Source organism: Affinundibacterium baiyunense (assembly GCF_018139645.1).
Taxonomy (GTDB): domain Bacteria; phylum Pseudomonadota; class Gammaproteobacteria; order Burkholderiales; family Burkholderiaceae_D; genus Undibacterium; species Undibacterium baiyunense.
The window spans coordinates 1-14,712 of record NZ_JAGSPM010000007.1 but is presented as its reverse complement, the minus strand read 5'-3'; the positions used below and the strand labels follow the sequence as shown (position 1 = coordinate 14,712).

The 14,712-nt window shown below is 44.4% G+C and carries 12 protein-coding genes and 2 tRNA genes; 8 read left to right on the top strand and 6 right to left on the bottom strand.

Annotated features, from left to right (window positions below; genetic code table 11):
- Nucleotides 1-154: 154 nt before the first annotated feature.
- The 4 genes from KDM92_RS12015 to KDM92_RS12000 all read left to right on the top strand — a co-directional run bounded on the left by KDM92_RS12015 (nt 155) and on the right by KDM92_RS12000 (nt 2,918).
- Nucleotides 155-802, top strand: a complete 648-nt coding sequence (locus KDM92_RS12015; RefSeq protein WP_212684709.1) for a DUF6882 domain-containing protein — start codon at nt 155-157, stop codon at nt 800-802.
- A gap of 41 nt (nt 803-843) precedes the next feature.
- Complete coding sequence (thiL, locus tag KDM92_RS12010; RefSeq protein ID WP_212684707.1) at nt 844-1,812, top strand: thiamine-phosphate kinase; 969 nt, start codon at nt 844-846, stop codon at nt 1,810-1,812.
- A 2-nt stretch (nt 1,813-1,814) separates the two neighbouring features.
- Entirely contained in the window at nt 1,815-2,327 is a 513-nt protein-coding gene (locus KDM92_RS12005) for a phosphatidylglycerophosphatase A family protein (RefSeq protein ID WP_230408326.1), read from the top strand.
- 105 nt (nt 2,328-2,432) lie between these two features.
- Nucleotides 2,433-2,918 carry a CinA family protein gene (locus tag KDM92_RS12000; protein ID WP_212684706.1) on the top strand — a complete coding sequence of 162 codons (486 nt, stop codon included), beginning with the start codon at nt 2,433-2,435 and terminating at the stop codon, nt 2,916-2,918.
- A 142-nt stretch (nt 2,919-3,060) separates the two neighbouring features.
- Here KDM92_RS12000 and pyrF read toward each other — a convergent pair whose 3' ends face one another.
- From pyrF to KDM92_RS11985, 3 genes are all read right to left on the bottom strand, one after another.
- Nucleotides 3,061-3,879, bottom strand: a complete 819-nt coding sequence (gene pyrF / locus KDM92_RS11995; RefSeq protein WP_212684704.1) for an orotidine-5'-phosphate decarboxylase — start codon at nt 3,877-3,879, stop codon at nt 3,061-3,063.
- 140 nt (nt 3,880-4,019) lie between these two features.
- Nucleotides 4,020-5,195 (bottom strand): acyl-CoA dehydrogenase, encoded by a 1,176-nt coding sequence (locus KDM92_RS11990; protein ID WP_212684702.1) that lies wholly within the window; start codon nt 5,193-5,195, stop codon nt 4,020-4,022.
- Between the two features lie 166 nt (nt 5,196-5,361).
- A tRNA-Arg gene (locus KDM92_RS11985) sits at nt 5,362-5,436 on the bottom strand.
- Between the two features lie 239 nt (nt 5,437-5,675).
- Between KDM92_RS11985 and KDM92_RS11980 the strand changes: the two genes are divergently transcribed.
- Nucleotides 5,676-7,592 carry an ATP-binding cassette domain-containing protein gene (locus tag KDM92_RS11980; RefSeq protein ID WP_189344667.1) on the top strand — a complete coding sequence of 639 codons (1,917 nt, stop codon included), beginning with the start codon at nt 5,676-5,678 and terminating at the stop codon, nt 7,590-7,592.
- A 136-nt stretch (nt 7,593-7,728) separates the two neighbouring features.
- Here the strand turns inward: KDM92_RS11980 and murJ are convergent, their stop codons facing one another.
- Nucleotides 7,729-9,282, bottom strand: a complete 1,554-nt coding sequence (gene murJ / locus KDM92_RS11975) for a murein biosynthesis integral membrane protein MurJ (protein ID WP_212684701.1) — start codon at nt 9,280-9,282, stop codon at nt 7,729-7,731.
- A gap of 167 nt (nt 9,283-9,449) precedes the next feature.
- Between murJ and KDM92_RS11970 the strand changes: the two genes are divergently transcribed.
- Together KDM92_RS11970 and KDM92_RS11965 are read left to right on the top strand one after the other, a co-directional pair.
- Nucleotides 9,450-9,540 (top strand) — tRNA-Ser (locus KDM92_RS11970).
- A 405-nt stretch (nt 9,541-9,945) separates the two neighbouring features.
- Nucleotides 9,946-11,778 (top strand): M61 family metallopeptidase, encoded by a 1,833-nt coding sequence (locus KDM92_RS11965; protein ID WP_212684699.1) that lies wholly within the window; start codon nt 9,946-9,948, stop codon nt 11,776-11,778.
- 136 nt (nt 11,779-11,914) lie between these two features.
- On the opposite strand, the gene KDM92_RS11960 is transcribed toward KDM92_RS11965, so the two are convergent.
- A complete protein-coding gene (locus KDM92_RS11960; protein ID WP_212684697.1) occupies nt 11,915-13,525 on the bottom strand; it encodes a M1 family metallopeptidase in 1,611 nt (536 codons plus the stop codon).
- A 347-nt stretch (nt 13,526-13,872) separates the two neighbouring features.
- Between KDM92_RS11960 and KDM92_RS11955 the strand changes: the two genes are divergently transcribed.
- Entirely contained in the window at nt 13,873-14,529 is a 657-nt protein-coding gene (locus KDM92_RS11955; protein ID WP_212684696.1) for a response regulator, read from the top strand.
- A gap of 79 nt (nt 14,530-14,608) precedes the next feature.
- On the opposite strand, the gene KDM92_RS11950 is transcribed toward KDM92_RS11955, so the two are convergent.
- On the bottom strand, nt 14,609-14,712 hold a 104-nt coding region (locus KDM92_RS11950), incomplete at its 5' end, for an IS3 family transposase (RefSeq protein ID WP_212684929.1).

Genomic DNA, 14,712 nt, shown 5'->3' with positions numbered 1-14,712 from the left:
AAGCAATAAAAAAGATCAAACAACAAAAACGCGCGCTGAGTAAAAATCATCATGACAAAACCATGTCAAATAAGATTCAATATCACTATTGCTGGAATTGACACGAAAGAAGTTAGGCGTAATCCGATCTAGGTCGAATCAACAAAATAAAACAATGAAAGAAATCGATGCGAGTACAAAAAAAGAACAAAAACTTAGTTTCAGTCGAACCTACTTCAAAGTATTCATTAAACGCGCAGCCGCGACACTTACAGCCGATGCATACCAAGCAATTAGCAACTGGCGAACAATAAAGCAGTATAAAGATATGGTTAAGTTATTTCACCGCGAAAAGAATCTGGATGCATTTATTGCAGCGAGTGTTGATGAGGCCCAAATTGCCAACATGCTACATAACGCAAATTGGCGACTAGGCGATGAGAAGTCTTGGCATTTAGATCAAAATAATGGCCAACTCTTACTGACATTCGATGATGGAACCTTCGCACTTGCCCCGGCACAAATCATTGGTACCTTCCATCACAAAGATCATTCATTTATGTGGGCATGGGACCATCCTTCGGTACTACCTGCGCTCAAACGCAATGCAACAACAGTCAAAGAATTTGGCAAAGAACAAAAAACAAAGGAACTCGTCAAAGCAAATATACACTGCACCGAACAACGTGCATGGGAGCTGACTGCACTCGCGATGCGTCTGAACCAAGCAAAAGGCGCTTATCGCGTTGAAGTAAAGCCGGGAGTGAGTCTGTTTTTAAATTTTGGTGAAGTACAAATCGCCCACGAAGCAAAATCGATCTGACATTTTCACCACGACGCAGTATGCATTCGATACAATGCAATATGCTCTCAGAATTCGACCTTATCAAACATTATTTTGTACAGAACTACGCTGAAGATCCACGCTTCGCACTTGGGATCGGTGACGACTGTGCTTTAGTTAATCCCGCACCCGATATGCAGCTAGCCATATCAAGCGACATGCTGGTATCAGGTCGACATTTTTTTCCAGATGCAGATCCCTATCAACTTGGTCATAAATGTTTAGCAGTCAATTTGTCGGATCTTGCAGCGATGGGCGCTAAACCACTCGCATTCACTTTATCGCTTTCGTTACCAGAAGCGAATCCAGCGTGGTTAGCACCTTTCTCACAAGGATTATTCAATTTAGCGCAGCAACATCACTGTCGTCTAATTGGTGGTGACACCACAAAAGGCCCGCTGAATATTTGCATCACGATCTTCGGTGAAGTACTGCCCAATTCCGCTCTGAGGCGAGATGCTGCGCAAGTGGGCGACGACATTTGGGTCTCTGGCAATATTGGCGATGCGCGTTTGGCGCTTGCCGCTTATTGGAAAGAATTGACGCTTTCAACTGAAGATCATCGCATCGCTGCCACCCGCATGCACACTCCGACACCACGCATTGCATTAGGAATTGCCTTACGTGGAATCGCCAATGCCGCGTTAGATATTTCAGATGGATTGATTGGCGATCTTGGCCACATCTTAGAACGCTCACAAGTTGGCGCCCGCCTTTACGTGGATGATTTACCGGCTGGCCCGATACTGCAACAACAAGCACAAGACAAACGACGTGAATTTTGTTTAGCTGGTGGCGACGACTACGAACTATGTTTTACAGCACCAGTTCATCAACGTGATGCGGTAATACAAGCGGGCTTAACTAGCCAAACCAATGTCACACGAATCGGCAGTATCGAAGCCTCAAAAGGCTTACGCTTAATTGATAAAAACCATCAAGAAATTCAACTCGTCTTGCGTAGTTTTGATCATTTCACCACCGAATAAATATGGATAGCAACCCTAATCCCATCTTAAAACCGACTGCGGGATTCATGCTGGCTCACCCTGCACATTTTCTGTCACAAGGATTTGGCAGTGGTTTGTCGCCCGTCATGCCCGGCACTGCAGGCACTCTGTTTGCATGGCTCAGTTTTACTGTATTAAGTGTACGTTGGCCTCAGTTATTTACACCGGTGAACTGGGGAATCATCATCGTTGTCGGATATTTTCTTGGCGTGTGGGCTTGCGAAATTACAGGAAAAAATCTTGGCATCGCCGATCACGGCAGCATGGTTTGGGATGAGATTATTGCGTTTTGGCTGGTGCTACTATTCATCACGCCAGCGCCATTCATCACACAGTGCTGGGCATTCATCGCTTTCCGTTTTTTTGATATGGTCAAACCACCGCCAATTGCTTATTTTGATCGCAAGTTGAAAGGTGGATTTGGTGTTATGTTCGATGATATTGTTGCTGCATTTTTCGCACTCCTCATCTTTGCTTTATGGCGAAATTGGTGAGCAAACAACAATGCTGATCGAATACAAAAAATCAATTTAAAAAATACCGCAAGCAAGTTTTGAAGTGCTAAAGTGCATCTGTAAATAACAGATCAGGAGACCATCATGACTGACATGCTCAAGCTCGCAGAAAAAGTTGGCGAAGCGCTCAAAGAAAAAAAATTATTACTCTCGGTTGCAGAATCATGCACAGGCGGCGGTGTTAGCTGTGCACTAACCGAAATCGCCGGTTCTTCAGAATGGTTTGATTGTGGTTTTGTACCCTACTCTAATTCGGCAAAAACCGAGATGCTAAATATTCCAGCCTCGTTGATTGCGCAACACGGTGCAGTCAGTGAAGAAATCGCGGCAGCGATGGCTGAAGGAGCATTGGCAAACTCTGAAGCGCATGTAGCGATCTCGACAACAGGGATTGCTGGGCCAGGTGGTGCAGTACCAGGCAAACCAGTTGGTACGGTCTGTTTCGGCTGGCGCGTTGGTGGCGTAACACATACCGAACGCAAAGTATTTAGTGGTGATCGCCATGCAATACGTGAGCAGACCGTGGCGCATGCCTTAAGCAAATTATTGCGTTATGTTGAGGAAATTTAAGACTCAAGGACTTTCAAAATTAGCTTTAACTGTACTTAACGCAATCTCGCTAAATCCGATCTCAAAATACAATAGCATTATAAAAAAAGCGCGAAGAAATCAATCTTCGCGCCTTTCGATTTTCTAAATTTCAGTAACTCGATTATCGAAACTGATTAATCGCATCCCGCGTTTCCAAAGCAACTCGACGTGCCGCTTGCGCATAACTTTCATCCGCCACAGGCTTTGCATACAAAATTGCCCGTGAAGAATTAATCATCATACCAGTGCCGTTTGCCGTACGACCTGCACGCACCGTGGACTCGACATCGCCACCCTGCGCACCAACGCCAGGAATCAGCAATGGCATGTCGCCGATCAATGCACGTACTTGCGCGATTTCATTTGGGAACGTGGCACCAACTACGAGCGCACATTGACCATTGGTATTCCACTTATCCGCCACCAATTGCGCGACGTGTTGATACAGAGGTTTGCCGCCCGCATCCAAAAATTGCAGATCTGAGCCGCCTGCATTCGAGGTACGACACAGCACAATCGCGCCGCGATCTTTCCATTCCAAATACGGCGCGACGGAATCAAAACCCATGTAAGGATTGACCGTAACAGCATCGGCGTCATAGCGTTCAAAGGCTTCACGCGCATATTGTTCAGCGGTCGCACCTATATCACCGCGCTTCGCATCCAACACGATAGGAATAGCAGGATAAGTCGTTTTGATATAACCGCAAATAGCTTCTAACTGATCTTCAGCGCGCAAGGCAGCGAAGTAAGCGATTTGCGGTTTAAAGCTACAAGCCAAGTCAGCAGTCGCATCGACAATCGCTTTACAAAAGGCGTAGATTGCATCAGGCTGTCCTGCCAACTCCACAGGAAATTTATTCACGTCTGGATCTAAACCTACGCACAACAAAGAATTATTCGTAGTCCAAGCGCTGGAAAGTTTTTGCAAAAAAGTCACGGTATATCTCTATCGTTTAAAATGAAATCAAGTCGATGATCTCAATAAAAAAGGGACAAAACTCACCGTATCAGCAAGTTTTTATCCCTTAATTATAAACCATCGCTTTTTCTGGCTTTTTACTGCCAGCCGAAATACGGTTAAAAAGCTGCAATCCCCGTCTGCGCACGCCCCAAAATCAAAGCATGAATATCGTGTGTGCCTTCATAGGTATTTACCACTTCCAAGTTCACCAAATGGCGAGCGATGCCAAATTCATCTGAAATGCCATTACCGCCCAGCATATCGCGCGCGGTTCTGGCGATATCGAGCGATTTTCCGCAAGAGTTACGCTTCATAATGGACGTAATTTCTACCGCAGCCGTACCTTCATCTTTCATGCGACCGAGGCGCAAACAACCTTGCAATCCCAAGGTAATTTCCGTTTGCATGTCGGCCAGCTTCTTTTGTACTAACTGATTCGCCGCGAGTGGACGACCAAATTGCATGCGATCCATCGTGTATTGGCGCGCTGTATGCCAACAAAACTCTGCCGCACCTAAAGCGCCCCAGGCAATGCCATAACGCGCTGAATTCAAACAAGTAAATGGGCCTTTTAAGCCTTCCACATGCGGCATCAAATTTTCTTCCGGGACAAACACTTCATCCATCACGATTTCTCCCGTGATGGAAGCGCGCAAACCCACTTTTCCGTGAATCGCTGGTGCAGATAAACCTTCCCAGCCGCGTTCCAAAATAAAGCCACGGATACGACCATCATCAGTTTTTGCCCACACCACAAACACGTCTGCAATCGGACTATTCGTGATCCACATCTTAGAACCAGTGAGCAAATATCCACCTTCCACCGTTTTTGCACGTGTGACCATGCTGCCCGGATCAGAACCATGATTTGGTTCGGTCAAGCCAAAACAACCGATCCACTCGCCCGTCGCTAACTTAGGTAAATATTTGCGTTTTTGCGCTTCACTACCGAATTCATTAATCGGCACCATGACCAAAGAGGATTGCACACTCATCATAGAACGATATCCAGAATCGATACGCTCGACTTCACGCGCGACCAAGCCATAGCAAACATAATTTAAACCTGCTCCACCGTATTCTGTCGGAATCATAGAGCCCAACATCCCCAGTTCTCCCATCTCGCGGAAAATTGCTGGATCGGTACGTTCATTACGGAAAGCATCCAAAATTCGCGGTGCGAGTTTTTCTTCGCAATACACACGTGCCGCGTCTTGCACCATGCGTTCGTCGTCGCTTAATTGGGAATTCAACAATAATGGGTCGTCCCATTGAAATGATGCTTTTGCCATCGTAGTCTCTCAAATTCTTGTGGTTAGTCTTTGCGTGACAGCATGTAGGGTAGCCGACAAGGTCATCGCTTGTTTTGTTAGACCAACATGCTAACCGATTTACGCTTGGTAGGAAATTTGAACTGTGCCAATTTAACAATTAAAACTGACACAAATATGGGAAATCTGGTCCCTCCGACAAGAATCGAACTTGTATCCCACGCTTAGGAGGCATGTGCACTATCCATTGTGCTACGGAGAGACTCTTGAAATCCGTCTCAGGATTTTTGCGATTTCGCTATGCACTACTGATTATTAAAAAACCACTAGTGAACGAAGGTCGCCATCTTACCTGAGCGACCAATAACAATCAAATGCGATCTCGCTTGACACGATGAAGCGATGAAACGACAGGCAACTAGCGTACAATAGCGCCTTTCCTAGTTTTTAACGATATTCATCTACACGCATCGGCTCTCTTTAGCTCGACAGAAGTTTTTTATGGCAGTCATCTCTCTTAGCAACGCGCAACTGGCTTTTGGTCACGTTGCCCTCCTCGATCACGCAGAATTTTCTATTGAAACCTCGGAACGCGTCGGTTTAATTGGCCGCAATGGCACGGGTAAATCGTCTCTACTCAAAATCATCGCGGGCAAATTCAAACTCGATGATGGCCTGTTGGTTATGCAACAAAACATCAAGATTGCGTATGTCGAACAAGAGCCACAATTTGATCCTGATCAAACGGTATTTGATGCAGTCGCCTCCGGCTTAGGCGATTTGCCAAAACTACTGCAAGAGTACGAAGCGATCACAGGGCAATTTGGTGGTGATAATGACGAAGCATTGATGGAGCGCATGCACGATATTCAAGTGCAGCTCGATGCCGCCGATGCGTGGAGTTTAGGCAATACAGTGGAGACGACTTTAGATAAGTTGAATCTCTCCAAAGACGCTATCATGAGCACACTGTCTGGCGGTATGAAAAAGCGCGTTGCCTTGGCCTGCGCCTTAGTCAGTGCACCTGATGTATTGCTGCTTGATGAACCAACCAACCATTTGGATTTCTCATCGATTAAATGGCTAGAAGCCTTACTAAAAGACTTCAAAGGCAGCGTCTTGTTCATCACCCATGATCGTAGCTTCCTCGACAATGTCACCACGCGTATTATCGAACTCGATCGTGGCAAAATCACTTCATTCCCGGGTAATTTCTCTACCTACCAAGTGCGCAAAGCCGAACAATTAGAAATTGAAGAAGTTGAAGCCGCGAAATTTGATAAATTCTTAGCGCAAGAAGAAATCTGGATACGCAAAGGCGTCAAAGCACGTCGCGTACGCGATGAAGGTCGCGTTAAACGCCTTGAACAATTACGTCTGCAACGTGCAGCGCGTCGTGAACAACAAGGGCAAGTACGTCTGGATGTTACGACCGGTGAACGCTCGGGCAAAATCGTGGCGGAATTGGAAAACGTCTGCAAGAGTTTTGGTCCTAAGAATATCGTCAATGATTTCTCTAGCATCATTATGCGTGGCGATAAGATTGGTTTGATTGGTCAAAACGGTGCGGGCAAAACCACTTTACTCAAATTGATCTTAGGTGAAGATCAACCTGATAGCGGCACGGTTAAGCAAGGCAGCAAATTACAAATCGCTTACTTCGACCAAATGCGCACGCAACTCAATGAAGAAGTCAGCTTGGCAGAAACGATTTCTCCAGGTAGCGATTTTGTCGAAATTAATGGTCAGCGTAAGCACGTCATGTCTTATCTTGGTGACTTTTTATTCGCACCAGAACGCGCTCGCTCACCTGTCAAAACTTTGTCTGGTGGTGAACGCAACCGTCTGTTGTTAGCGCGCTTATTCGCAAAGCCAGCAAATGTCTTAGTTCTCGACGAACCAACCAATGATCTCGACATCGACACACTAGAATTGCTCGAAGAATTATTGGAAGACTACGAAGGTACCGTATTCTTAGTCAGTCATGACCGCATGTTCTTAGATAACGTCGTCACGCAAGTGATCGCATCTGAAGGCAATGGCTTATGGAAAGAATACATAGGCGGTTACACAGATTGGGAGAACTACAAAAATTCTCCAGCGGGCAAAGCAATTGCGGCACCAGTCAAGGCAAAAACAGAGAGTAAATCACCAGTCAGCAGCATGACTGCACCAGCGCCTAAAGCCGAAGCGAAACCAAAAAAACTCAGCTACAAAGAGCAAAAAGAACTGGATGAATTGCCGAATTTGATCAGCAATTTAGAAGCCGAGCAAAAGACGATTTCTGAAAAACTGGCAGATGGCGACTTCTACAAAGATGCGACACCTGATGACATCAAAAAGCTCAATGAACGCTTCGCTGAGATCGACGAATTGTTGATGGCAGCTTTAGAAAAATGGGAAGCGATTGGCGGATAATTTGTTCAAATCCTAAGCGTAAAAAAAGAGAAGCCTTTAACAACGGCTTCTCTTTTTTATTGGGTTCGTAACTAATCGTGGTTAGTAGAGCATCATAAACGAGACGTCGAACAATCGGCACAAGCAAACGTGCGACCTAGCGCGCAACTTTTCTAAAATCACGCAAGCGAAAGCCCATCACAAACAGCGAACTAAAATACACCAACATACAAGTCAAAATCACACCACCCATGAAAGCAGCTCTGATCCAACGATTACTCTGCAAGGCAATCCAATCCAATTGCGCCGCCAAACCAAGGGCAACGCCACCCATCAACAATAGCGCCACACCCAACTTCACAAAAAACTTGAGCCAGCCACTAGAAGGCGTATAAAGCTGACGCTGGCGTAAGCCGCGATACAGCAAGGCAGCATTAAAACACGCACCCAAACCCACGGACAAAGCCAAACCAGCTTGATGGATGAAAGGCACAAATAGCACGTTCATGATCTGCGTGATCACCAATACGATCAAAGCGATTTTGACTGGCGTACGAATATCTTGCTGCGCGTAAAACCCTGGCGCTAAAATTTTCACCAAAATCAAACCCGTTAGGCCAACACCATACGCAGCGACGGCTTTTGCCGTTTCATTCACCGCATGCGCATCAAATTTACCGTTATGAAACAAGGTCGCCGTCAACGCATCCGACAAAGTCAAAAGACCAACCGCGGCAGGCAATGCCAACAAGCAGGTTAAACGCAAACCCCAATCCAATAAGGAGGAATACTCAGTTTTATCCGCATTCGCTTTGGCAGAAGATAAGCTTGGCAATAGAACCGTACCGAGCGCAACGCCCAACATTGCCGAAGGAAACTCCATCAAACGATCCGCAAAATTCAATTGCGACGCACTTCCGTCTGGCAAAAAGGAAGCCCAAGTTGAATTGATCATGATACTAATTTGCGTTGCGGACACCGCCAACACCGCCGGCCCCATTTGTTTCAATACCCGACGCACTTTTGGATCGCGGAGTGCAAATGCCGGATTCCAAGACAGCTTAGGCAGCATACCAATTTGAATTAACGAAGGAATTTGTATCGCCAACTGCAATACGCCCCCCACAAAAACCGCGCACGCGAGCGCATAAATCTGTTTTTCTTTTCCAAACAAAGCGAGCGAAAAATACGCTGCAACAATGAAGCAAAGGTTCAATAAAACGGGCGTAAACGCAGGAATTTTAAAACGTCGCCAAGTATTTAAGATACCACTCGACAAAGCGACCAAAGACATGAAACCAATATACGGAAACATGATACGAGTCAGATTGACGGTTAAATCAAATTTAGAGGTTCCCAAAAACCCTGAAGAAAACATCAACACCAACAGCGGCGCACCGACCACACCAAGCACGCAAGTAATCAACAAGGCCCACACCAACACGGTGGCGACATGATCGACCAATTCTTTCACTTCAACATCTGAACTCTTATTTCGATATTCAGCAAGAATCGGCACAAAGGCTTGCGAAAATGCACCTTCGGCAAATAAGCGTCGGAAAAAATTCGGAATTTTAAATGCCTGCACATAGGCATCCATCATCGCCGTCGCGCCAAAATACGCGCCAAATAAAACATCACGAATCAAGCCCGTGATACGCGACAACATAGTCATACTGCTAATAGCAGCCAGTGTTTTTAGTAAGTTCATAGGGCGAGATTATAGCCGCTGCACTAGGCTAACATTCATATTCCTAGAGAGAAATGCAAGCAAATTCACAGAAATCCGAAAATTGGGCATTTACCGTCAAATTAAACTCTGCTATACTTTCGAGCTTCCCAAATGGCTTTAAGCAATTAAAGGTGTTTGACGAATTCGGAGAGATGGATGAGTGGTTTAAGTCACACGCCTGGAAAGCGTGCGTAGGTTCATAGCCTACCGGGGGTTCGAATCCCCCTTTCTCCGCCAGAATTTAAAAAACCGCATAATTTTGATTATGCGGTTTTTTTTCGTCAAAAATTCATTTGGGCGCATCGCCAACGACCCAAACTGCAACTTGCGGCAGTTTTAATAATGAAAAAATATTTTCACAAACAAGAACCAAATTAAATAAATGTGGTCAATAGACAGTGTCTGCGCATCAACATTCACGTTTCACAAAACATCTAGTAGGGCGATAAATTTCGATATTGATCTCATAGTCAAACCTAATAAATTAGAACTGCTTAGAACTTTACTGAAATTACCGCACAAAATTTAATAGAAAAAATTTTTCATTCGGCTACTGCGTTGACAAGCTCTAATTTTGCATTCATGCTTGCCGCGCAGTGCTTTTTTCTTAAAATCGCTTGATCAATCTTCATATCTAAAACAATGAAAAAGACTCTCTTAGGATCATTAGCGCTAGTTTGCGCGATGGCTTCTCCATTCGCTTTTGCGGATGTGAATTATCAAATTAAAATCACCAACCCTGCGCAACATTTAGCCGAAGTTAGCATAGAGTTTCCTGCCGTTTCTGGTAAAACTCTCGATGTGCAAATGCCAATTTGGCGCACTGGACGCTACGAGGTTTTAAATTTAGGCAAAAATGTTCGTCAGTTTGCTGCAAGCAATGGTAAAGGTAAGGCACTTTCTTTTGCTAAAACAGATAAAGGTACTTGGCAGGTCAAAACACAACCAGGCGACACCGTCAAAATTTCTTACGAGATATTCGCTAATGCCTTAGGTGAACGTACCCAGCATATCGATGACACGCATGCATACCTTGATGCGAGCGGTGTCTTAATGTATGCAGCACCATTCCGCAATCAAGCGGTAAAAGTCAGTTTAGATACACCGAAAAACTGGATCTCTCGCTCCGGCATGGATAAAGGTAATTGCGACAATTGCTTCGTCGCTAAAAATTATGATGTGTTGATTGATTCACCAATTGAAACTGGTGAACACGAATTTCATAGCTTTGATGTTGATGGTCACACTATCGAACTAGCGATATGGGGACGTGGTAATTATGATGGAAAAAAAATGGCCGGCGATTTAAAGAAAATCGTTGAAGGTGGTCGCAAATTATTTGGTCCATATCCATTCAAGCGCTACTTATTTATCGTTCATGCGACTGATGGCGTCGGTGGCGCAACAGAGCATATAAACTCCACAGTAATTCAAAAGAATCGTTGGGGCTTCTCTCCTCGTAAAGAGTACTTGAACTTTTTACGTACGGCTGCGCATGAATTTGTGCACACTTGGAACGTCAAAGCCTACCGTCCAAAAGAGATGGTTCCTTACGAATATCAAAAAGAAAATTACACTCGCCTATTATGGATGGCTGAAGGTAATACATCGTATTTTGAAGAGCTCTTGACTTTACGCGCAGGGATACAAACGCGCGACGAGTTCTTAGAGGAATTATCAAAAGCGATGTTTGCTTATGAACATCAACCAGGCCGTTTCCAACAAAGTGCTGCGGAATCGAGTTTTGACGCTTGGATCGATGCAGGTGGCGAACGTGCGCGCAACGCTTCAGTAAATATCTACAGTAAGGGCATGCTGCTGGCGCACGCCATGGATATCGAGATCCGTCGTCAAACAAAAGGCGCAAAAGGATTTGAACATATCCATCAATACTTGTATCAACACCACACTGTTGATAAAGGTGGCTACACCGAAGCGGATGTTCGTACAGCGCTCAAAACAGTGACAGGCAATGACTGGTCTGCATGGTGGGCAAAATATGTTGATAGCACCGGTGAGATTCCATTTACCGAGTTACTCAACCATGTTGGCATGCGCTATGTTATTGAAGGCGGTAAAGATGACGAACAAAAAGAAGAATGGTTCACTGGCTGGCGTACTCGTGACACCGGTGACCATCCTGTCGTGATCGAAGTTGAGCGTGATAGCCCAGCATGGAAAGCTGGCGTGGTTGCTGGTGATATTTTGGTTGCCGCAAATGGTTTGCGCCTGACACCAAAAGATATCAATGACAAACTTTGGTTAATGCAGCAAGCACCAATCAAACTATCGGTATTCCGTCGTGATGAGTTACGTGACATCATGCTGACCCCAAATCGCCAAGTAAAAGGCAAGGCAAAAGTCAAAGCAGTAGACGCGGTGACTGAAGAGCAAAAAGCACTGAATGCTGCTTGGTTGGGCGTCGCTTGGCCTGCAGCAAAGCCAGCTTCCGCGGCCGACAAAGCCAAGGAGTAATCTTCACGGCTTGGCTAGGTTTCATCCTTAAATCAAAACGCCAGCAAATTGCTGGCGTTTTTCTTTCTATACTGGCTCAGAATATTTTCTAGACGAGCCCGTACTCCGAACATTTCTTTATTACATCTGGTGGAAATTATTTCCGCTCAATTTTCGCCTCGAATAGAAGTTTCACCATCGGATCTAAACTGATTGATTTAGGCAGGCTCTGCATCGGAAACTTAAATTCACTTAACTTATTCTGAATTCTCACAGTATGCAATTGGAATTGCGCGTCATCACTTTGTGTTGCGAATTCCAGTGGAAAATCAAACTGCGCTTGGCTTTGTAATTGTTCAATTTTCAAATGAAGCTCTTTTTTAACGCTATCAAAGCGCCACTCCACGCCCAATTTTGGATAACCCGCTTGATACAGCCACTGTTGAAAAAATTTAGATAAATCCTTGCCAGATACCTGCTCCATCGATGCTTGAAAATCGGCACTCATCGCATTTTTTCCCGCAAATTTAGCGTAGTAATGACGGATACCTTGCCAAAAAATTTCATCACCAAGTTCTTGTCGTAGCATGTGTAAAACCCAACCTGCTTGCTCATAAGTGTTGGGGCTTAAGACATTTTTTGGGTCTTCAATTGTGACGTCCACAATTGGGCGCACAACTTTTTGATGATAGCGAATGACCTTGTCACGATTTGCTAATTGATGCTTGACGAAGCGCTCACGACCATAGGTGTGCTCAAGATACAGATTAGTAAAATAGGTGGCAAATCCTTCACTCAACCAAACGTGGTGCCAATCATTCTCAGTTGCTGAATTTCCAAACCATTGATGCGCAATTTCGTGTGCAATCAAAGCTTCTTGTTCACCTTTACCTGTAACAGAATTCTCAAAATAAAAAATCGTATTCGCGTTTTCTAAGCCGCCAAAACGGGTTTTCGATTGCACGTTTGCGAGCTTCTTATAAGGATATGGCCCGATGTTTTTTTGAAAGAAATCCAAGGCTTTGATGGCTACACGGTAATCATGAAAGCCCTCACTTCTATTTTGCGGAAATACCCAACTCGTAATAGATACATCGTTTAGTTTGGCGCTTTCTTGCACCGCAAATCGTGCTACACCGATGACCATCACCTTCACCGGAAGCGCGACATCTTCGCGCCAATGGGTCAATTTTCGCCCACCTGCTAAGCTACTTTCCTCAATCTTTAATCCATTGGCGACGACAGCATAATGTTCTGGCGCGGTGATGATAAATTCGACTGCCGCCTTGTCACTTGGGTGATCAACGCTCACTAACCATTGTCTACCTTGATCTGGCCAGTTATCAGCGAAAAAAACTCTCTCTCCAAATTTATTTTTACTGATATGTAATCCTGAACGCGGTTCACCTTCGTATTCAATCGCCAATTCCAACGCGTCATTCACGGTCGACGCAGATGGCAATTGAATTTTTAATTTGTCACCCGTTTGCTGATGAGATAGTTTTTGGTCTAGCAAGCTCACAGCGGATACCAACATCCCTTTGCCGCTCTGATCCACACCTCCCAAGTCAAGCTCGATCACATTGACGCTCTGAACACTACGCAACTTCACTAAAGCCTTCACCTTAATTTGCGAATTCTGATCATTGAGTTCAATAAAATAACGATAGCGTTCAATATCAATGGCGAAATTTCGTACATAAAAGTCACGTGCGTAAGCGGATGTCGCAGTACATAGCGAAAGAAGACAAATTAAAAAAGATTTCATATAGAGATGTTTGTTATTAAAAGAAATGTGACGGCATGTTATTCATTAAAGGCAAAATAGAATAATGGCATATAGTCTGCGCAGACTATATCTAAATTATTACCAAGTCATTAGAATTGATATAGACAATACAAAAGTATAAAAAATTCTAAAAAGCTGAACTTTTTATATCGACTTATGTTCAAAGAAAAACAAAAAGCGCTTCATATAATTTGATACAAACTGTGCATAAGGTGGATTCTGTTCAAATTTCACTTTTTTTCACAGCATGGGGCTTGTTTCCTTACCGCGTATCACATATTATTAATTTGAAGTTTGTAAAAACATCCACGTTCAGGGAGCTACTGATGGAAACTCGCCATAGCAGTAAACAGCCCGACTGGAATTCGCACAAATTGCGCCCTATTTCCAGCCAACGTAGTGCGACACAAAGTGGCATAAATAACAGTCATCCCGCATGGCAGTTTATGACTGCTGATAGATTTCTTTTGTCTGGCGACGACAATGACGATAACATCATTTTTGTCTCTGAAGGCGAAGATAATGATGCAGATAAATCAAGAATATCGCCTTGGAAAATCTTAATCGCGGACGATGATAACAACGTCCACGACACGACAGTGCTTGCACTTAGCGGGGTTGAAATCCATGGAAAACCACTAGAATTCTTGCACGCCTTCTCTGCAAAGGAAGCACAAGAAGTCGCTGAAAACCATCCAGATACATCCTTAATTCTGTTAGATGTCGTAATGGAAACGGTTGATGCTGGCTTGAAGCTAGTGAATGTATTACGCGATGATTTGTCGCGCAAAGACCTTCGTATCGTACTAAGAACGGGGCAGCCCGGATATGCCAAAGAAAACATTATGGGGAATTATGCGATTGATGGTTATGCGACTAAATCAAAGCTGACACGTTCGATCTTAATCAGCATGCTCAACGAGGTGCTTGACTCAAATAAGCCAAAAGACGAAGCGGAAAGCGAAAGTTCTCTGCCAAACTAATTTGGATCAAATCACGATAGTCAGTAAACTAAAAAAGCCAGGTTGTGAAGTGACCTCAAATAGTTGGACAGTTTGTTAGTTATGCATAGGAGGGCTGATTTCTGTATTGAACAGGACTCAGCCCTTTTAGTTTTAGTTTGATTCGCTCATGATTATAGTAGTGAATGTATTCTTTGATGCCCC